The sequence below is a fragment of the Streptomyces sp. SGAir0957 genome (assembly GCF_043523415.1).
Window position 1 is genome coordinate 5358527 of the sequence record NZ_CP027293.1, and the last position, 19283, is coordinate 5377809.

Consider the following 19283-nt stretch of genomic DNA (forward strand, 5'->3'; position numbering starts at 1 on the left):
TACGTCGGTGAGGGACGAGACGTGAGCGAGCAGACCAACAACGCTGTAGTACTGCGGTACGGCGATGACGAGTACACCTACCCGGTGATCGACAGCACCGTCGGCGACACGGGCTTCGACATCGGGAAGCTCCGGGCCCAGACAGGACTGGTGACCCTCGACAGCGGATACGGCAACACCGCCGCCTATAAATCCGCGATCACCTATCTGGACGGCGAGCAGGGCATCCTGCGCTACCGCGGCTACCCGATCGAGCAGCTGGCCGAGCGCTCCACCTTCACCGAGGTGGCGTACCTGCTGATCAACGGCGAGCTCCCCACCGTCGACGAGCTCTCCACCTTCAAGAACGAGATCACGCAGCACACCCTGCTGCACGAGGACGTCAAGCGGTTCTACGACGGGTTCCCGCGCGACGCCCACCCGATGGCCATGCTGTCGTCGGTGGTGTCCGCGCTGTCCACCTTCTACCAGGACAGCCACAACCCCTTCGACGAGAAGCAGCGTCACCTCTCGACGATCCGCCTGCTCGCCAAGCTTCCGACGATCGCCGCCTACGCGTACAAGAAGTCGCAGGGCCACCCGGTCGTCTACCCGCGCAACGACCTCGGTTACGTCGAGAACTTCCTGCGCATGACGTTCTCCGTGCCGGCCGCCGAGTACGAGCTGGACCCGACGGTCGTCTCCGCGCTCGACAAGCTGCTCATCCTGCACGCGGACCACGAGCAGAACTGTTCGACGTCCACGGTGCGTCTGGTCGGCTCCTCGCAGGCCAACATGTTCGCCTCGATCTCGGCGGGCATCTCGGCCCTGTGGGGCCCGCTGCACGGCGGCGCCAACCAGTCGGTCCTGGAGATGCTGGAAGGCATCCAGGCCGCCGGCGGCGACGTCGACACCTTCATCCGCAAGGTGAAGAACAAGGAAGACGGCGTGAAGCTCATGGGCTTCGGGCACCGCGTCTACAAGAACTTCGACCCCCGGGCGAAGATCATCAAGGCGGCGGCGCACGACGTCCTCTCGGCGCTCGGCAAGTCCGACGAGCTGCTCGACATCGCGCTGAAGCTGGAGGAGCACGCGCTGGCCGACGACTACTTCGTCGAGCGCAAGCTCTACCCGAACGTCGACTTCTACACCGGCCTGATCTACCGGGCCATGGGCTTCCCGACCGAGATGTTCACGGTCCTGTTCGCCCTCGGCCGCCTCCCGGGCTGGATCGCCCAGTGGCAGGAAATGATCAAGGAGCCGGGTTCGCGCATCGGCCGCCCGCGCCAGATCTACACGGGCGTCGTCGAGCGGGACTTCGTCCCCGTCGAGGAGCGCTGAGCCTCACCCGAGGCCCGTCGGCCCCCTGAATAGCGGAGAGCGCCCCCCTGTCGATCCCCCCACGGGTCGACAGTCGGGGCGCTCTCCTTTTCCCGGTTCGGATTCCCCCCACGGGATCCGGCCGGGCGTCTGTGGTCCGCGTCGGCCGCCGGAACACGTACGCACGGGTGGGCCGCTCAAGCTCCCCGGTGCACGTGCCCCGGCCAACGCAGTCGGTCCCGTCCCCCAAGACGGTCCCGTCGATGCATTCACGCCCCCCAAGACGTTCCTGCATCGCCTCCTTAGACTCACGGGACCCGCAAAGGGTTACGTTCTCATCTTTGTGATCTGCGTCTCTTGCTTATGTCCCATGTGTACGCAAGCGGTCCGATATGCCGATTCGAACCTCACGCGTGAGGTTGCTGCAATTGTGCCGTGTGGATTGTGTGGAGGTCCAGGACTTCCTAAGTGAATCTCCGAAGTCGCAGGCTGTTTGTGACCACGAAGACCGAGGAGAAGGCCATCGCGGCCCCCGCGATCATCGGATTGAGCAGTCCGGCGGCGGCCAGCGGGAGCGCGGCGCAGTTGTAGCCGAAGGCCCAGAAGAGGTTCCCCTTGATGGTGGCGAGGGTCCGCCGGGAGAGCCGGATCGCGTCGGCCGCCACCCGCAGATCGCCGCGTACGAGCGTCAGATCGCCCGCCTCGATCGCCGCGTCCGTGCCCGTCCCCATGGCGAGGCCCAGGTCGGCGGTGGCAAGCGCGGCGGCGTCGTTCACGCCGTCGCCGACCATGGCGACACCCCGCCCCTTGGCCCGCAGCCGCCGGACGACCTCCACCTTCTCCTCCGGCAGCACCTCGGCGATCACGTCGCCGGGCTCGATCCCGACCGCCCGCGCGACAGCCACGGCGGCGGCCCGGTTGTCCCCGGTGAGCAGTACGGGCGTGAGCCCGAGCGCCCGCAGTTCGGCGACGGCCTGGCCGCTCGTCTCCTTGACGGTGTCGGCCACGGTCAGTACGCCCCGGGCCACCCCGTCCCAGGCGACCATGACGGCCGTCCCGCCCTCCGCCTCGGCCTTCTGCCGGGCCGTCCCGAGCGCGTCCGGAACGGTGATCCCCGCCTCTGTGAGCAACCGCTCCCGCCCGACGAAGACGACGTGGTCCTCGACGCTGCCGCGCACCCCGAGTCCAGGCACCCCGCGAAAACCCTCCACCGGCGGCAGCTCACCCGCGCGGTCCACGGCGCCTGCGGCGACGGCCCGCCCGACCGGATGCTCGGAGGCGTGCTCGACGGCGCCGGCGAGCCGCAGCAGCTCCTTCTCGTCGACGCCCTCGGCGGGGTGCACGGCGAGCAGGGACATGCGGCCGGTGGTGACCGTGCCGGTCTTGTCGAGCACGACGGTGTCGACCGCGCGGGTCGCCTCCAGGACCTCGGGCCCCTTGATGAGGATGCCGAGCTGCGCGCCCCGCCCCGTACCGACCATGAGCGCGGTGGGTGTGGCGAGGCCGAGGGCGCACGGGCAGGCGATGATCAGTACGGCGACGGCGGAGCTGAAGGCGGCGGTGACGTCACCGGTGACCCCCCACCGTACGAGCAGCGTGGCCAGGGCGATCGCGACGACCACCGGGACGAAGACGGCGGACACCCGGTCGGCGAGCCGCTGCACCCGCGCCTTCCCGGTCTGCGCGTCCTCCACGAGGCGGGCCATGTGCGCGAGCCGCGTGTCGGCGCCGACCCGGGTGGCCTCGACGACGATCCGCCCACCTGCGTTGACGGTCGCCCCGGTGACGGCGTCCCCGGCCCCGACATCCACCGGCACCGACTCCCCGGTGAGCAGGGAGACGTCGACGGCGCTCGCGCCCTCGACGACCGTGCCGTCCGTGGCGATCTTCTCCCCGGGCCGTACGACGAACCGGTCGCCCGGCGCCAGACGGTCGGCGGGCACCCGCACCTCGACGCCGTCCGCGCCGAGCAGTGCGACGTCCTTCGCGCCGAGTTCGAGCAGTGCCCGCAGCGCGGCACCCGCACTGCGCCGGGCCCGCGCCTCCAGATACCGGCCGACGAGGATGAACGTGACGACGCCCGACGCCACCTCCAGATAAATCGTGGAGGACGCGTCGGCCCCTTCGGTGACGAACGTGAACCCGTGCCGCATCCCCGGCATCCCGGCGTCCCCGAGGAACAGCGCCCACAACGACCAGCCGAACGCGGCGAGCGTCCCGAGGGAGACGAGCGTGTCCATGGTCGCGGCGCCGTGGCGGAGGTTCGTCCACGCGGCGCGGTGGAACGGGTGGCCGCCCCAGACGACGACCGGGGCGGCCAGGGTGAGGGAGAGCCACTGCCAGTTGTCGAACTGCAGGGCGGGGATCATGGCCATGAGGATCACCGGGACTGTCAGCCAGGCGGAGATCTTCAGACGCCGGCCGACAGGGGTGCCGGTCGCCGTGGGGGTGTCCGGTGCGTTCTCGGCCGACGGTGTGTCGTGGCTGGTCGCGCCGTTCCCCGCGCCCTTGGCAGGGTTTTTCTCCGCCTTGGTGATCGGTTCGGCTGTGTAGCCCAGCTTGGTGACCGTGTCGATCAAGGTCTGCTGGGTGATGTCGGCGTCGGCGGCGTAGGAGACCTTCGCCTTTTCCGTGGCCAGGTTGACCGTCGCTGTCACGCCGTCGAGCCGGTTGAGCTTCTTCTCGATGCGGGCGGAGCAGGCGGCGCAGGTCATGCCGCCGATGGCGAGGTCGATGTCGGTGAGGGGCGCGTCCGTCATGGTGCTGTCGAGGGTACGGCGGCCGGGCCGGCCCGCCGGGGCCCGGTTCGGTCCGGTCCGGGCGCGTCCGGGTCGTCCCGCCGTCAGGCCTTGCCGACGAGCTCGTATCCGGCCTCGTCGACGGCGGCGCGGACGGCCTCCTCGTCGAGCGGGCCCTCGGAGACGACCGTGACCTGTCCGGAGGCGGCGACCGCCTGCACGGAGGAGACGCCGTCGAGCTCACCGATCTCACTGGCGACCGCGCCCTCGCAGTGCCCGCAGGTCATGCCCTTGACCTCGTAGACACTGGTGACGGAGGACTGGTCGGCCGCGTCGTCGGTGCCGGTCTGGTGGAGTTCGGTCCGCGCGCTCATGTCGTTCTCCTAGCTGTAAGGCCGGGGCCGGGGAGGCCGGGTACCCCCGGCACCTTCCGACCCGCGCTGACCCAGCCGACTGTATACCCCTAGGGGGTACTAGTCCAAGAAGGATCGCGGCGTGCGAGCGAACGCGCCCAGACCAGTCCGACCAGCGACACGAGCACGAGCCCGCCGACCGAGAACAGCGTGAAGAGGTGCTCCTGCGCGCTGGTCGGCGCGGGCAGGTATCCCTCGGCGAACAGGGAGCGGTCGAGCCCGGTACTGGTGAGCCGGACCACCAGCCACAGCGCGATCCCGTGCATGGAGTCCCACAGTGCGTGCAGCACGGCGACCCCGACGTAGGTGAGGACGACCGGGGCCGCGAAACGGAAGTGCCCGTTCGGCCTGCGGTACGAGAGGAGCACCGCACCGGCGATCGCCGTCCACAGGCCGTGCCCGAACGGGGCGAGCAGCCCGCGCAGCACCTCGGTCTCCAGGAGCGAGCGCAGGTCGATGCCCTTCATGGTGACCGCCGCGTTGAAGGCGTAGCCCGCGCTCTCGAACGCGGCGAACCCGAACCCGACCGTGGCACCCAGGACGAGCCCGGCGCGCAGCCCCCGGATGCGGGGATGGCGGCGCAGCACGTACATCAGGGCGAGGAGCTTGACGGCCTCCTCGATCAGGCCGACGCCGACGAACATCCAGACCGAGGGGTGCAGCAGGTAGTACTCCATGACCGAGGCGCCGAGCACCCCGAGGACGCCGCCGACCAGGAAGCAGCCGAGGATCAGATGCACCCCGAGGTCGCGGCCGTGCCGCTCGTACGCCCACAGCACGAAGACCGCCGGTACGAGGAAACTGCCGAGCAGAATGAGGGTGGGGAGGAGGGTGGTGTTCTTCGTGGCGTACGTGACGAGCGCCGTCAGCACCCACAGGGCCAGGCCGCCCCAGAGGCAGCGCTTCCAGAGACCGGCGCGAACCTGCGGGCCCGGCGGCAGGGGCTGTTGGGGGATGTGGGCCCTGGGGGATCCGGGGGGCTGCGGGTGCGTCAAGGCGGTTCCCTCCGGGGTTCCCTGCGTGCGTACACGTGCGTGCCGGTACGTGTTCCTGTGTACCGAGGTATGTGCCGGAAGCTTAGTTAATTGACCGATATGTCGCCTGTTGCGGATCTCGTCGCAGGGCGCGAAGGCAGTGAGGTGGGTGGACGATGCGCGCCGTCGTGTTCGAACGGTTCGGCGGACCGGCCGAAGTGCGTGAGGTGCCGGACCCGGCCCCGGCGCCGCACGGCGTCGTCGTACGGGTGGAGGCGACAGGCCTGTGCCGCAGCGACTGGCACGGCTGGATGGGCCACGACCCGGACATCGTGCTGCCGCACGTCCCCGGGCACGAACTCGCCGGAGTGGTCCAGGAGGTGGGCGCCGGCGTACGCGGGTGGCGGGCCGGGGACCGGGTGACGGTGCCGTTCGTGTGCGCGTGCGGCCGGTGCGCGGCGTGCGCGGCCGGTGACCAGCAGGTGTGCGAGCGGCAGACGCAGCCCGGGTTCACGCACTGGGGCTCGTTCGCCGAGTACGTGGCCCTCGACCACGCCGACGTCAACCTCGTAGCGCTGCCGGAGGGGATGGCGGCGACGACGGCGGCCGCGCTCGGCTGCCGGTTCGCGACCGCGTTCCGGGCCGTCGTGCGGCAGGGGCGGGTCGCGGCGGGGGAGTGGGTGGCGGTGCACGGGTGCGGCGGCGTCGGCCTCTCCGCCGTGATGATCGCGGCGGCGGCCGGGGCGCGGGTGGTGGCGGTGGACATCGCACCGGACGCGCTGGACCTGGCCAGGAAGTTCGGGGCGGCCGCGTGCCTGGACGCGCGCGGGACGGATGATGTGGCGGGCGCCGTACGGGAGTTGACCGGCGGCGGCGCTCACCTGTCACTCGACGCCCTCGGCTCCGCGGCGACCTGCGCGGCGTCCGTGAACGGGCTGCGGCGCCGGGGGAGGCACGTACAGGTGGGGCTGCTGCCCGAGGACCCGGTCGTGCCGATGGGGCGGGCGCTGGCCTGGGAGCTGGAGCTGATCGGCAGCCACGGGATGGCTGCGCACGCGTATCCGGAGATGCTGGAGCTGGTGCGGGGTGGGGTGTTGCGGCCGGAGCTGCTGGTGACGTCGGTTGTTCCGCTGCGGGAGGCGGGGGGTGCGCTGGCCGCTATGGGTGGGGCTTCCGGGGCGTCCGGGGCTTTTGGGGCGTCCGGGGCGGGGGTGACGGTGGTCGAGCCGTTCGCGCCGTGATCGAGCCGTACGCGCCGTTCGCGCCGTAGGGGGTTCGGGTGTCGGGCTCTGCGGGTGCGTCGTGGTTGCTCGCGCAGTTCCCCGCGCCCCCGAAGGGGGCGCCTGGCGGCGCCCCCTTCGATTCGCTCCGGTCTCACTCTCTCGAACGGTCGCGGTTGCGTGGGCGTGAGGCGACCCAGGACCGGACCGTGTCGGCGTACCAGTAGGGCTTGCCGTTCTCCACATGGTCGGGTGGGGGCAGCAGTCCGTGTTTGCGGTAGGAGCGGACGGTGTCGGGCTGGACCCGGATGTGCGCGGCGATCTCCTTGTACGACCAGAGCCTGCGGTCGGTCATCAGTGGCTCCTCCCTGACGGGTGTCGCGACGGCGGCGCGGGGGTGGCCGCCGACGATCACCCACCTTCGACCCGAGAACGATGGGTCTTGAGGTGAAGGGAGGGCCTGTGTGACTCCTGTGACGCAGAACCTGCGTAGGCCGGACATGTGTGGCAAGAAAGGGGCGTTTGTTACGGGAATGCAGCAATCGGGTCCCGCCGCGGACGCATACCCGGGCGCGGAACGGGACAGGAGACAAGCCCCGTACGCCCCACAAACCATGCCTTTTCCTAGCGGTGGGCCGGGCCCCCCCGCATCCGGCCCGGCCCACCGTCCCCCGCATCCCCCCGGGTGCGTGACCCGAAGGACAAGGGTGCCGTCAGCGCGGATCGCGGGTCTTGGAGAAATACGCACTGCCGGGACCGGCGCGGCGGGCCGGCCGGCGCAGGACGAGACTGGTCGCCTCGCCCGCCAGACGGTCCGTGGCGGGCGGCCCGCCCGGATCGGTGCGGGGGCCGCGCGCGAGGGCGAACTCGCGGGGCGTGCACCCGGTCATCGCCTTGAACTCGCCGCTCAGATGGGCCTGGTCGTAGTAGCCGCAGGCCGCCGCCGTCTCGGCCTGGGTGCTGCCGGCGCAGAGCAGACGCCGGGCCCGTTGCAGCCGCAGCACCCGGGCGGCGGCCTTCGGGGTCAGGCCGATCTGCTCCCGGAAACGGTTCTCCAGATGGCGTACGCCCCAGCCGACCTGCTCGGCGACCTGCGCGACGGGCGCGGAGCCGCCGCTGTGCGTCAGCGCGTACCAGGCGCGCACCGTGCCGCTCGCGCAGCGCGGCCCGGACGCCAGCCAGTGCCCGAGCACCTCGTCGAGCAGGTGGAACCGGGCGCGCCAGGAGGACAACGCGCCCAGCCGGTGCGCGAGTTCGCCGGTCGCGGCTTCGCCGGGCAGGGCGCCGAGGTCGTCCGGGTGCCCGCGCCAGCCGGTCAGTTCGTGCAGGGCGGTCCGGAAGATCGTGAAGGCGGCCCAGGGGGTCAGCAGCACCTCGATCCCCGCGAGGCGGCCGTCGTGCTCACCGAGTACGGGGGTGGTGGACATGCCGGACAGGACGGTGGACAGCTCGACCGTGCGCAGCCCGGCGGGCGGGGTGCCGCCCTTGCCGTCGCGCACCCCGACCCAGCCGCCGGTCGCCTCGGTGATACGGACCGACCCCTCGAAACCGAGCATCAGCGTCACCGCGCCGATCGGCGCCTCCAGGCGGGCGCGCGGCCCGGGGAAGGCGAGCCGGAAGCCGCGGTAGCCGATGACGCCGGGGCGCAACCGTGGATGCGGCCGGGCGGACACCGTCTCCCAGGAGCCGTCCGGGCTGCGGACGGGCCGGACGACGGTCCGGACGGCAGGCCCGCCGACGACGGTCGGTACGGCAGGCCCGCCGACGACGGTCGGTACGGCAGGCCCGCCGGCGGTCGGTACGGCAGGCCCGCGGACAGTCGGTACGGCAGGCCCGCCGACGGGCGGTACGGCGGGCCGGGCGGCGGGCGGGGCGCCGGGCGGTGAGGAACTCGTCGCGCGAGGACTCATCCGCCGATACTGCTACACGCCGCACGACCTCAGATAGCCCCGCGTACGGCGCGCGATCGGCAGCGGACGCTCCGGTTCGCACGGATACATGTCCTGCTCGACGATGGCGAAGAGGTCGACGTCGAGCTCGGCGGCGGCCGCGAGAACGGGCTCCAACTCCGGTACGCCGCGCGGCGGTTCGCACATCACCCCCCGCGCCACGGCCGGACCGAACGGCGTGCCCTGCTCGCGCACCCCGGCCAGGACCGCCGGGTCCACCTGCTTGAGGTGCAGATAGCCGATGCGCTCGCCGTAGGTCCGGATCAGCTTGACGCTGTCGCCGCCGCAGTACGCGTAATGCCCGGTGTCCAGGCACAGCGAGACGAGATCGGGGTCGGTGGCGTCGAGGAAACGGGTGACGTTCTCCTCGGTGTCGATATGGGTGTCGGCGTGCGGATGGACGACGACCCGCAGCCCGTACCGCTCCCGCACCTCACGGGCGAGCCGCTCGGTGCCGTCGGCCAGGAACCGCCACTGCTCGGCGCTGAGCGTGTCCCCTTCCAGCACCTCCCCGGTCTTGTCGTCGCGCCAGAAGGAGGGGATGACGACGAGGTGGCCCGCGCCCATGTCGCGGGTGAGGGCGGCGATGGACGCGACGTGCTCCCAGGTCCGCTCCCAGACGGCGGGCCCGTGATGCAGCCCGGTGAACACGGTGCCGGCGGACACCTTCAGGCCGCGCCGCCCGGTCTCCTCACCCAGCACACGCGGATCACTGGGCAGGTATCCGTACGGGCCGAGCTCGATCCACTCGTAGCCGGCCTCGGCGACTTCGTCGAGAAAACGCTGCCAGGGGACTTGACGGGGGTCGTCGGGGAACCAGACGCCCCAGGAGTCGGGGGCGGAGCCGACACGGATACGAGGGAGGGGAGTCCTATTCGTCCTGGTCGTCATGGGGCAAGCCTTGAGGGGCGGCGGAACAGTGTCAAGGCATAGTCCGAATGTCCGGACAAAACATTGACAGCGCTGCCCGCGCGGGCTAGATCTGGCGGGAGGCTCACGAGGTTGCCGAGGTTCGTCCGACACGGAGGGAACACCGCATGGCCCGGGACGAGGACGCGTTCGACCTGATCACCATGGGCCGCATCGGGGTGGACCTCTATCCGCTGCAAGCCGGGCGCGGACTCGCGGACGTCGACACCTTCGGCAAGTTCGTCGGCGGCTCCTCGACGAACGTGGCCGTCGCGGCGGCCCGGCTCGGCCTGCGCGCCGCGACGATCAGCCGTACGGGGCAGGACCCGTTCGGCGACTACCTCCGCGAGGAACTCACCCGGTTCGGCGTCGACGCGCGCTGGGTGACGCCGGTGGCGGACCTCCCCACCCCGCTCACCTTCTGCGAGATCTTCCCGCCGGACGACTTCCCGCTCTACTTCTACCGCCGCCCGAACGCCCCCGACCTGGCCATCGAGCCCGCCGAACTGGACCTCGACGCGGTGCGCTCCGCGCGGATCTTCTGGATGACGGGTACGGGGCTCAGCGCGGAGCCCAGCCGCTCGGCGACGCTCCGCGCCCTCGCCCACCGGGCGGACGGCGGTGTCCCCGGCGACACGGTCTTCGACCTCGACTGGCGGCCGATGTTCTGGGCCGACCCCGAGACCGCGCGGGCCCCTTACGCGGAGGCGTTGCGGCACGCCACGATCGCCGTCGGCAACATCGACGAGGTCGAGATCGCGACGGGGGAGCGGGAACCCGTCGCGGCGGCGCGGGCGTTGCTGTCGTTCGGCCTGCGGCTCGCCGTCGTGAAACGGGGCCCGGACGGGGTCCTCGCCATGACCTCCACGGGGGAGACGGTCGAGGTCCCGCCCCTGCCCGTACGGGTGTTGAACGGGCTCGGGGCGGGCGACGCGTTTGGCGGGGCGCTGTGTCATGGAGTGCTGGCGGGGTGGGAACTCGGCCGGACCCTGCGGTTCGCGAACGCGGCGGGGGCGATTGTGGCATCGCGGCTCGAATGCTCTTCGGCGATGCCGGTGCGGGCCGAGGTCTTCGCGGCCCTGTCCGCGGGCCGAGTCCCGGCCTCCGCCGATGACGACGATGGGGCTCCGCCCGGCGGCACGGGTGACTCGGCGTTGGCCTCTGGCGGGGGCGGCGATGGGCTTCCGCCCGGCGGCATGGGTGACTCGGCGTTGGCCTCCGGCCGGGGCGGTGATGGGCTTCCGCCCGGCGGCATGGGTGACTCGGCGTTGGCCTCCGGCCGGGGCGGTGATGAGTTGCTGCCCGATGGCGACAGCGGTCCGGCGCTGGGGGGCCGCCTTGCCCACCCTGCCGCCCCTGGCGGCAGATTGCCCAAGGCGGGGCGGGACGCCGCCGGTGTCGGTGAGGGTGATGGGGAGGGGTCTTATCGGGGCGGCCCCGCCCCCGCGCCGCATGAGCGGCACCAGCGCGGCGGGCGGCTGCTGGATTCCCCCGCCCCCACCCAGCCGTCGGAGCCCGCGCAGTCGGCCACGTCGCCCTCACCCCCGGACCCCCGCACCCTCGCCCGGACCCGCGCGGAGCGCCCCCACGCCGTCGAGGAAGCCGCCGCGGCCCGTACCCGGCGGGAACTCCTCCCCGGCCCCGGAGCACGGCTGATGATCGTTGCCGCCGATCACCCCGCCCGCGGAGCGCTGGCCGCAGGGGACCGCCCCCTCGCCATGGCGGGTCGCGCAGACCTCCTGGAACGGCTGTGCCTCGCCCTGTCCCGCCCAGGTGTGGACGGCGTCCTGGCCTCCGCGGACGTCCTGGACGACCTGCTCCTCCTGGGCGCCCTGCACAACAAGATCGTCATCGGGTCGATGAACCGCGGCGGCCTGGCCGGCGCCGCGTTCGAGCTGGACGACAGATTCACCGGCTACACCCCGGAGACCTTGCACCGCATGAGGTTCGACGCGGGCAAGCTGCTGCTGCGCATCGACTACGACGACCGTACCGAGGCCTCCGTACGGACGCTGGAAGCGGCGGCGCAGGCCGTGAACGCGATGGCCGCCCGCCGCCTCCCGGTCTTCGTGGAACCGTTCCTGTCGCGCCGCGACCCGACCACCGGCGGCCTCGTCAACGACACGCGCCCGGACGCGGTGACCAGGTCCATCGCGGTGGCGAGCGGCCTGGGCGGCACGTCGGCGTACACGTGGCTGAAGCTCCCGGTCACCGACGACCCCGAGGACCCGGAGGCGATGGCGCGGGTTCTGGAGACATCGACGTTGCCCGCCGTACTGCTGGGCGGCGACATCAAGGACGGCGACCAGGAGGCCACGTACGAGAAGTGGCGCGGCGCGCTGCGACTGCCGACGGTGCAGGGTCTGGTGGCGGGCCGTTCGCTGCTGTACCCGCCGGACGGCGACGTGGCCCAGGCGGTGGACACGGCGGTGTCCCTCCTGTGACCCCCACCGAACCCGGAACGACGGCCGGCCCACCCCACGACGGCAAGGAGAAGGCGCAGGGATGACCAACACCCACCTCCCGAACGGCACCGCGGCGGAGCCCCCGTACGCCCTCTCCGTGAACGCGGACAGGACGGGCCTCCCGACCTGGTCCCGCGCAGCACTCCGCATCCTCGAACTGGCACCCGGCACCGCGCACACCTTCGACACCGGTGAGAGTGAATGGATCGTGCTGCCGCTGACGGGTGGCTGCTCCGTGACGGTGGACGGCCGGATCATCGAACTCCTGGGCAGGGCGGACGTGTTCAGCGGCGCGAGCGACTTCGCGTACGTCCCGCGCGACACCCGCGCAGAGATCGCCTCCGGCGCGGGAGGCCGCTTCGCGCTGGCAGGAGCGAAGTGCGGGCGACGACTCCCCGCCCGGTACGGCCCCGCCCCTGAGGTACCGATCGAGCAGCGGGGCGGCGGCGTCAGCGCCCGGACGGTCCGCAACTTCGCCGCGGCGGACACCTTCGACTGCGACCAGTTGATCGCGGTGGAGGTGATCACCCCGGGCGGCAACTGGTCCTCTTACCCGCCGCACAAGCACGACGAGCACAGGCCGGGCGCGGAGACCCGCCTGGAGGAGATCTACTACTACGAGATCGCCGGGGACGCGGCGACCGGCGCGGAGGGTTACGGATATCAGCGGGTGTCGCCGTCCCGGCCGGGCGGCACCGACCTCTTGGCGGAGGTCCGCACGGGGGACGCGGTCTTGGTCCCGGACGGCTGGCACGGCCCGTCGATCGCCCAGCCGGGACACGCGATGTACTACCTGAACGTGATGGCGGGCCCGGACGGAACCAGGGAGTGGAGAATCAGCTTCCACCCGGACCACGCGACGGAGGGCTACCGATGACGCAACGCCCAACCGGCACAAGCCCGACGCAGACGACCCGCCTCACCACCGCCCAAGCCCTCATCCGCTTCCTGGCGCACCAGTTCACGGACCGCGACGGCACCCGCCACCGCCTGATCTCCGCGACGTGGGGCATCTTCGGCCACGGCAATGTCGCGGGTCTGGGCCAGGCGCTGCTCCAGTACGCCGACGAGATGCCGTTCCACCAGGGCCGCAACGAGCAGGCGATGGTGCACGCGGCGGTCGGTTACGCCCGCCAGCGCAATCGCCTGTCGGCGCACGCGGTGACCACGTCCATCGGCCCGGGGGCGACGAACCTGACGACGGGCGCGGCCCTGGCCACGATCAACCACATTCCCGTACTGCTGCTCCCCGGCGACGTGTTCGCGACGCGCCCGGCGGACCCGGTGCTCCAGCAGCTGGAGGCGCCGTACGCGGGCGACGTGTCGGTGAACGACTGTCTGCGTCCGGTGTCGAGGTACTTCGACCGGATCACGCGCCCCGAGCAACTGATCCCGTCGGCGCTGCAGGCGATGCGCGTCCTCACCGATCCCGTCGACACGGGCGCGGTGACGTTGTCGCTGCCGCAGGACGTGCAGGCGGAGGCGTACGACTGGCCGGACGACTTCTTCGCGGACCGTACGTGGACGATCCGCCGCCCGCCCCCGGAGCGGGCCCGGATCGAGGCGGCGGCGCAGGCGGTGCGCGCGTCCGGACGCCCGCTCCTCATCGCGGGCGGCGGCGTCCACCACAGCGCGGCCGAGGAGGCCCTGAAGGCGTTCGCGGACGCGACCCGCATCCCGGTGGCGTCCACGCAGGCGGGCAAGGGCGCCCTGCGCCATGACCACCCGGCGGACGTGGGAGGCATCGGCCACACCGGCACGGCGACGGCGAACGAGCTGGCCAGGGCGGCGGATCTGGTGATCGGCGTGGGCACGCGCTACACGGACTTCACCACGGCGTCGGCCACGCTCTTCACCCGCCCCGGCGTCCGTTTCGTGAACCTGAACATCGCCCCGTTCGACGCGTACAAGCTGTCGGCGCACCCGGTGGTGGCGGATGCCCGCGAGTCCTTGACGGCACTGACGGAGGCGCTGCGGGGCTACTCCGCGGACCCGGCCCACGTAGAGGCGTACACGCGGTCCAAGCACCACTGGGAGACCCGCGTGACGGAAAGTTTCGCGGCGCGCGAGGACGGGGACGAGAACGCCCGCCCCACCCAGACCCAGGTCCTGGGCGCCCTCGACGCGATCGTGTCCGGCGACGACATCCTCCTCAACGCGGCCGGCTCCCTCCCCGGTGACCTGCACAAACTGTGGCGGACCCGGTCACGCGACCAGTACCACGTCGAGTACGGCTACTCCTGCATGGGCTACGAGATCCCGGCCGCGATCGGCGTGTCCCTGGCCGCGCCGGGCCGCCCCGTGTGGGCGCTGGTCGGCGACGGCACATACCTGATGCTGCCGACGGAGATCGTGACGGCGGTGCAGGAGAACGTGCCGATCAAGATGGTGCTGTTGCAGAACCACGGATACGCGTCGATCGGCGGGCTGTCCGCATCGGTCGGCGCGGAGGGCTTCGCCACCCAGTACCGCCTCCCGGACGCGGACGGCCGCCCGTACACAGGCCCGCCGCTCCCCGTGGATCTCGCGGCGAACGCGGCGAGCCTCGGCATGGACGTACACCGGGCGAGGACGATCGCGGAACTGCGCGCGGCGCTCGCCGTGGCACGCGCGGCGACCCGCCCCACATGTGTCTATGTGGAGACAGAAACCGCAGACACAGTGTCGGGCCCGCCTCCGGCTCAGGCGTGGTGGGATGTGCCCGTGGCCGAGACGGCGGACGCCGGGGCGACGCCGTCGGCGGCGAAGGCCCGCGAGGAGTACGACCGGCAGGCCGCCACCCGGCGCCGCCACCTCTGAGCCGCGATGTACCAGTCTGAACCGAGCCGTATCAGCCTGAGCCAAGACGTATCAAGACGTATCAGGATGTAACAGGAGTTGCCCATGTCTGACACGAAGTCCGTCCACCACTGGATCGGCGGCAAGACCGTCGAGGGCGTCTCGGGCAACCACGGCCCGGTGACGGACCCGGCGACCGGCGCCGTCACGACGCACGTCGACTTCGCGAGCGTCGAGGAGGTGGACGCCGCGGTCGCCGCCGCGAAGGAGGCGTTCGCGAGCTGGGGCACGTCGTCGCTCGCGAAGCGCACGGAGATCCTGTTCCGGTTCCGCGCGCTGCTCGACGCCAACCGCGACGCGGTCGCCGAGCTGATCACGGCCGAGCACGGCAAGGTGCACTCGGACGCGCTCGGCGAGGTGGCGCGCGGCCTGGAGATCGTCGATCTGGCCTGCGGGATCAACGTGCAGCTGAAGGGCGAGCTGTCGACGGAGGTGGCGAGCCGGGTGGACGTGGCGTCGATCCGCCAGCCGGTCGGGGTCGTCGCGGGCATCACGCCGTTCAACTTCCCGGCGATGGTGCCGATGTGGATGTTCCCGATCGCCATCGCGTGCGGCAACACGTTCGTCCTGAAGCCGTCGGAGAAGGACCCGTCGGCCTCCATCAAGATCGCGGAGCTGCTCGCCGAGGCGGGCCTCCCGGACGGCGTCTTCAACGTCGTCCACGGCGACAAGGTGGCGGTGGACCGACTGCTTGAGCACCCGGACGTCGCGGCGGTCTCCTTCGTCGGCTCGACGCCGATCGCCCGCCACATCCACACGACGGCCTCGGCGAACGGCAAGCGCGTGCAGGCGCTCGGCGGCGCCAAGAACCACATGCTGGTGCTGCCCGACGCCGACCTGGACGCGGCGGCGGACGCGGCGGTCTCGGCGGCGTACGGCTCGGCGGGCGAGCGCTGCATGGCGATCTCGGCCGTGGTCGCGGTCGGTTCGGTCGCCGACGAGCTCGTCGCGAAGATCAAGGACCGCGCCGAGAAGATCAAGATCGGTCCGGGCAACGACCCGTCGTCGGAGATGGGCCCGCTCATCACGGCCGCGCACCGCGACAAGGTCGCCTCGTACGTGACGGGCGCGGCGGCGGAGGGCTGTGAGGTCGTCCTCGACGGCACCGGCTACACGGTCGACGGTCACGAGAACGGCCACTGGATCGGCCTCTCGCTGCTCGACAACGTGCCGACGTCGGCCAAGGCGTACCAGGACGAGATCTTCGGCCCGGTCCTCTGCGTGCTGCGCGTGGACACGTACGACGAGGGCGTGGCGCTGATCAACAACTCGCCCTACGGCAACGGCACGGCGATCTTCACCCGGGACGGCGGCGCCGCGCGCCGCTTCCAGCTGGAGGTCGAGGCGGGCATGGTCGGAGTCAACGTCCCGATCCCGGTCCCGGTGGGCTACCACTCCTTCGGCGGCTGGAAGGACAGCCTCTTCGGCGACCACCACATCTACGGCAACGACGGCACGCACTTCTACACACGCGGCAAGGTCGTCACGACCCGCTGGCCCGACCCGGCGGACGCCCCCGCCGGCGTCGATCTGGGCTTCCCGCGCAACCACTGAGCCCGTCGCCCCCTCTGTCCGGGTGAGTGCCCCGGTCCGCCATCCCTCCCGGCGGGCCGGGGCGCATTATTTTTCGGCGAAGTTCGGAGGCGGCGCTGCGGTTCCCGTACGTAGAGGATGAAACGGGCGCCGAAGGTAATGTGCGGCTGCGACCTATCAATCCAAGGTCATCATGCGCACTCGGTGTAGTGAACTCGGCCGCCGAGTCGAACGGCTAAAGATGCGCCGGTAGTTGGACGGCCTGTCAGCTACGGAATCCGCAGGAAAACGGGCGTTGACGTTCCGGATACGCACGGGGTTCGATGACGCGCCAGGAGCGGATGCACACCCCCATCGACCAGCCCTCGGAGGCGATAGCGCTCCCGCCCGAGAACCCTCTGCCGCACGAGCCGATCGGAACCACTGGATGACCGACACGCTTCGCCCACCGACCGCCGATGCCTCCGCCCACGCCCCCGCGGCGGCGGATCCGTCCCCGGACCCGGCCGCGGCGGCCCAGGGCCTCGGCTCTCCCCAAGCGCTCAAGCGTTCCATCGGCGTCGTCGGCGGCACCTTGCTCACGCTGTCCTGCGTGACCCCGGCCTCGACGCTCTTCGTCGTGGTCCCCGACCTCTTCGGCAGCCTGGGCACGGCGACGGCCCTTACCATCGCGATCGGCTCGCTGCTCTGTATCGGCGTGGCGTTCTGCTACTCGGAGCTGGGCACGCTCATCCCCAGCGCGGGCGGCGAGTACGCCATGGTCTCCACGCTCGCGGGCCGCCTCGCCGGCTGGCTGGTCTTCGTCCTCTCGCTCCTCGTCGTGATGATCGTCCCGCCGGTGATCGCGATGGGCACGGCCGACTACCTGGCCCCGCTCGTCCACCTGGACCCGTCGGTGGCGGGCGCGGCGGTCATGATCCTGGCGACCCTGGCGGGCCTCCTGGACCTGCGCGCCAACGCGTGGATCACGGGCGTCTTCCTGGTCCTGGAGGTCATAGCGGCGGCGGTCGTGGCGATCCTGGGCTTCACCCACGCCGAACGCGGCGCGGGCTCCCTGGTCTCGATGCAGGTGGCGGGCAGCGGAGGGGCCGCCCACCCCGACACGGTGACGGCGATGCTGATCGTCTCCGGCCTGGCCATCGCCCTCTTCGTCACCCAGGGCTTCTCGACGGCCGTCTACCTCTCCGAGGAGCTGGAGAACCCCCGTACGTCCGTCTCCCGCACGGTCCTGGCGACGCTCGCCATCTCCACGGTCATCATCCTCGTCCCGGTCGTGGCGATCACCATGGGCGCCCCGGACCTCGCGGCGCTCACCTCGGGCGACATCGGCGCCATGGTCGAGGCATGGTCGAACTCCGCTGTCGGCACGTTCGTCTCCCTCTGCGTCGCCCTCGCGATCATCAACGCGGGCATCGTCATGGTCATCCAGAACTCCCGCGTCCTGTTCGCCTCGGCCCGCGACAAGGCGTGGCCGGGCCCGGTCAACCGCGGCCTCGCCCGGCTCGGCCGCTTCGGCTCCCCGTGGGTCGCGACGCTGGTCGTCGGCGTCCCCGGCGCGGCCCTCTGCTTCGTCAACCTCGACACCCTGTACGGCGTGACCGGCGTCTCGGTGACCGGCATGTACATCCTGGTCGCGATCGCCGCCCTCCTGGCCCGCCGAGGCGCCCACCGCCACCGCGCGGCCTGGCGCATGCCCCTGTGGCCGGCGGTCCCCGTCCTCCTGATCGTGGTCCTCGCCTACGTCCTCAGCCAGCAAGAGGTGTCGTACCTGCTGTGGACGGGCGGCATCACCGCGGCGGCGACGGCGTACTGGGCGCTGTACCTGCGCCCGCGCCCGGAGGAGCGCTGGGTGATCTCGATCCCGGAGGACGAGGAGGCGGCTGCCTGACCGGGGCTCGCGAGTCTCCTGAGTGACGGGCCGGGCGCCCCGTCACCGGCTCGGCGCGGGGGCCGCGACCCGGGCCGACACGGGCCGGGCGCCCCGTCACCGGCTCGGCGCGGCGGCCGCGACCCGGGCCCACACGGCGAGCCCGCCCCGGCCGGTACGCCGCCACCCCCACCGTTCCGCCAGGGCCTCCACGATGACGAGCCCGCGCCCGGACTCGTCGTCGTCCCGGGCGGCAACGGGCTGAACGGGGTCGCCGACCCTGCCCCCACCATCCGTCACGCATACCGTCACGAAGCCCGTCCGGCGGGTGACCGAGACGGCCACGACATCGTCGCCGCCGTGGACCACGGCATTACCGGCCAGCTCACCGGCGACGACCTCCAAGTCGTGCACCGCCTGCGCCGGTAGCGCCCAGGAGACGGCGACGTCCCGTACGAAGCGGCGCGCGTCTTGTGCGGAGGCGAACGTGTCTCCGGGGAAAGTGCGCAGCTCGGCTCCCTCGTCGTCGGGCGTGCGCCCCGTGTCGAGCCGAGTCCCGCGAGACCTGGCGATCAGCAGCACGTCACCCAGGGCGGTGACCAGATCCCGTACGACCGGGTCCTGCCCCTGCCCCTGCTGTTCATGGCTGAGACGGCTGCACACCCGGTCGAAGAGCAGGGCGGCCAGGCCGAGTTGTACGTCGTCGATGCGGTCGGTGTGCCGCTCGATGAGGTTGCGCGTCATCACGCCGCCCTTCCAAGAACGTCGTCGCGGAGGTAGGGGCGCACGAGAGGGCTGGTGGAGCCGTCGATGGGGGTGTGGTGGGGGCGGACGGTGTGGTGCGGGCTACACGGCCCTTGCGGGGCGGATGAAAGCAAAGAAGGTGCGGGAGCGAGGCTGTGCGGTCCGGACCTGTGCCGCCCGGACGGTGCCGCGAACTCGTGCAGCCAGTCGACGATCCGGCGAAGCAGGGCGCGGGGCTCGGCGCGACGACGCTGCGGCGAGTTCCTCGGCGAGCGTGAGGGCATGGAACTCCTCCATGGCTCTTACCGGGGGCCGCGGCGCACCCCATCGGTGT

At 71.7% G+C, this 19283-nt stretch carries 14 protein-coding genes and 1 pseudogene; 8 read left to right on the forward strand and 7 right to left on the reverse strand.

Annotated features, from left to right (window positions below; translation table 11 throughout):
* Positions 1–21 precede the first annotated feature (21 nt).
* Entirely contained in the window at positions 22–1320 is a 1299-nt protein-coding gene (locus C1N81_RS28980) for a citrate synthase (RefSeq protein WP_394433938.1), read from the forward strand.
* A gap of 443 nt (positions 1321–1763) precedes the next feature.
* On the opposite strand, the gene C1N81_RS28985 is transcribed toward C1N81_RS28980, so the two are convergent.
* The 3 genes from C1N81_RS28985 to C1N81_RS28995 all read right to left on the reverse strand — a co-directional run bounded on the left by C1N81_RS28985 (position 1764) and on the right by C1N81_RS28995 (position 5445).
* Positions 1764–4058, reverse strand: coding sequence for a heavy metal translocating P-type ATPase (locus C1N81_RS28985; protein ID WP_394433940.1), 2295 nt, complete (start codon positions 4056–4058; stop codon positions 1764–1766).
* 83 nt (positions 4059–4141) lie between these two features.
* Positions 4142–4411 (reverse strand): heavy-metal-associated domain-containing protein, encoded by a 270-nt coding sequence (locus C1N81_RS28990; RefSeq protein ID WP_394433942.1) that lies wholly within the window; start codon positions 4409–4411, stop codon positions 4142–4144.
* An 89-nt stretch (positions 4412–4500) separates the two neighbouring features.
* Entirely contained in the window at positions 4501–5445 is a 945-nt protein-coding gene (locus C1N81_RS28995; RefSeq protein ID WP_394433944.1) for a PrsW family intramembrane metalloprotease, read from the reverse strand.
* A gap of 155 nt (positions 5446–5600) precedes the next feature.
* Between C1N81_RS28995 and C1N81_RS29000 the strand changes: the two genes are divergently transcribed.
* A complete protein-coding gene (locus C1N81_RS29000) occupies positions 5601–6665 on the forward strand; it encodes a zinc-binding dehydrogenase (RefSeq protein WP_394433946.1) in 1065 nt (354 codons plus the stop codon).
* Between the two features lie 133 nt (positions 6666–6798).
* On the opposite strand, the gene C1N81_RS29005 is transcribed toward C1N81_RS29000, so the two are convergent.
* The 3 genes from C1N81_RS29005 to C1N81_RS29015 form a co-directional block, all read right to left on the reverse strand.
* The gene (locus C1N81_RS29005) at positions 6799–6999 is read right to left on the reverse strand and encodes a helix-turn-helix transcriptional regulator (RefSeq protein WP_394433948.1); all 201 of its coding nucleotides are present in this window, start codon (positions 6997–6999) and stop codon (positions 6799–6801) included.
* 358 nt (positions 7000–7357) lie between these two features.
* Entirely contained in the window at positions 7358–8554 is a 1197-nt protein-coding gene (locus C1N81_RS29010; RefSeq protein WP_394433950.1) for a helix-turn-helix domain-containing protein, read from the reverse strand.
* Between the two features lie 12 nt (positions 8555–8566).
* Positions 8567–9484: a sugar phosphate isomerase/epimerase family protein gene (locus tag C1N81_RS29015; protein WP_394433952.1), complete on the reverse strand. Its 918-nt coding sequence runs from the start codon at positions 9482–9484 to the stop codon at positions 8567–8569.
* Positions 9485–9630: 146 nt separating this feature from the next.
* On the opposite strand from C1N81_RS29015, the pseudogene iolC reads away from it, so the two are divergent.
* The 6 genes and pseudogenes from iolC to C1N81_RS29045 form a co-directional block, all read left to right on the forward strand.
* Positions 9631–10599, forward strand: a pseudogene (gene iolC / locus C1N81_RS29020) (5-dehydro-2-deoxygluconokinase); the annotation flags it as partial.
* A gap of 558 nt (positions 10600–11157) precedes the next feature.
* Complete coding sequence (locus C1N81_RS29025) at positions 11158–11946, forward strand: Cgl0159 family (beta/alpha)8-fold protein (RefSeq protein WP_394438310.1); 789 nt, start codon at positions 11158–11160, stop codon at positions 11944–11946.
* Between the two features lie 61 nt (positions 11947–12007).
* Complete coding sequence (iolB, locus tag C1N81_RS29030; protein ID WP_394433954.1) at positions 12008–12844, forward strand: 5-deoxy-glucuronate isomerase; 837 nt, start codon at positions 12008–12010, stop codon at positions 12842–12844.
* Positions 12841–14766 (forward strand): 3D-(3,5/4)-trihydroxycyclohexane-1,2-dione acylhydrolase (decyclizing), encoded by a 1926-nt coding sequence (gene iolD / locus C1N81_RS29035; protein WP_394433956.1) that lies wholly within the window; start codon positions 12841–12843, stop codon positions 14764–14766. The genes iolB and iolD overlap by 4 nt, the downstream gene beginning before the upstream one ends.
* Positions 14767–14850: 84 nt before the next feature.
* A complete protein-coding gene (mmsA, locus tag C1N81_RS29040; protein ID WP_394433958.1) occupies positions 14851–16359 on the forward strand; it encodes a CoA-acylating methylmalonate-semialdehyde dehydrogenase in 1509 nt (502 codons plus the stop codon).
* Between the two features lie 406 nt (positions 16360–16765).
* Positions 16766–18226 carry an APC family permease gene (locus C1N81_RS29045; RefSeq protein WP_394433960.1) on the forward strand — a complete coding sequence of 487 codons (1461 nt, stop codon included), beginning with the start codon at positions 16766–16768 and terminating at the stop codon, positions 18224–18226.
* 96 nt (positions 18227–18322) lie between these two features.
* On the opposite strand, the gene C1N81_RS29050 is transcribed toward C1N81_RS29045, so the two are convergent.
* Positions 18323–18949, reverse strand: a complete 627-nt coding sequence (locus tag C1N81_RS29050) for an ATP-binding protein (RefSeq protein ID WP_394433962.1) — start codon at positions 18947–18949, stop codon at positions 18323–18325.
* Positions 18950–19283: the final 334 nt, after the last annotated feature.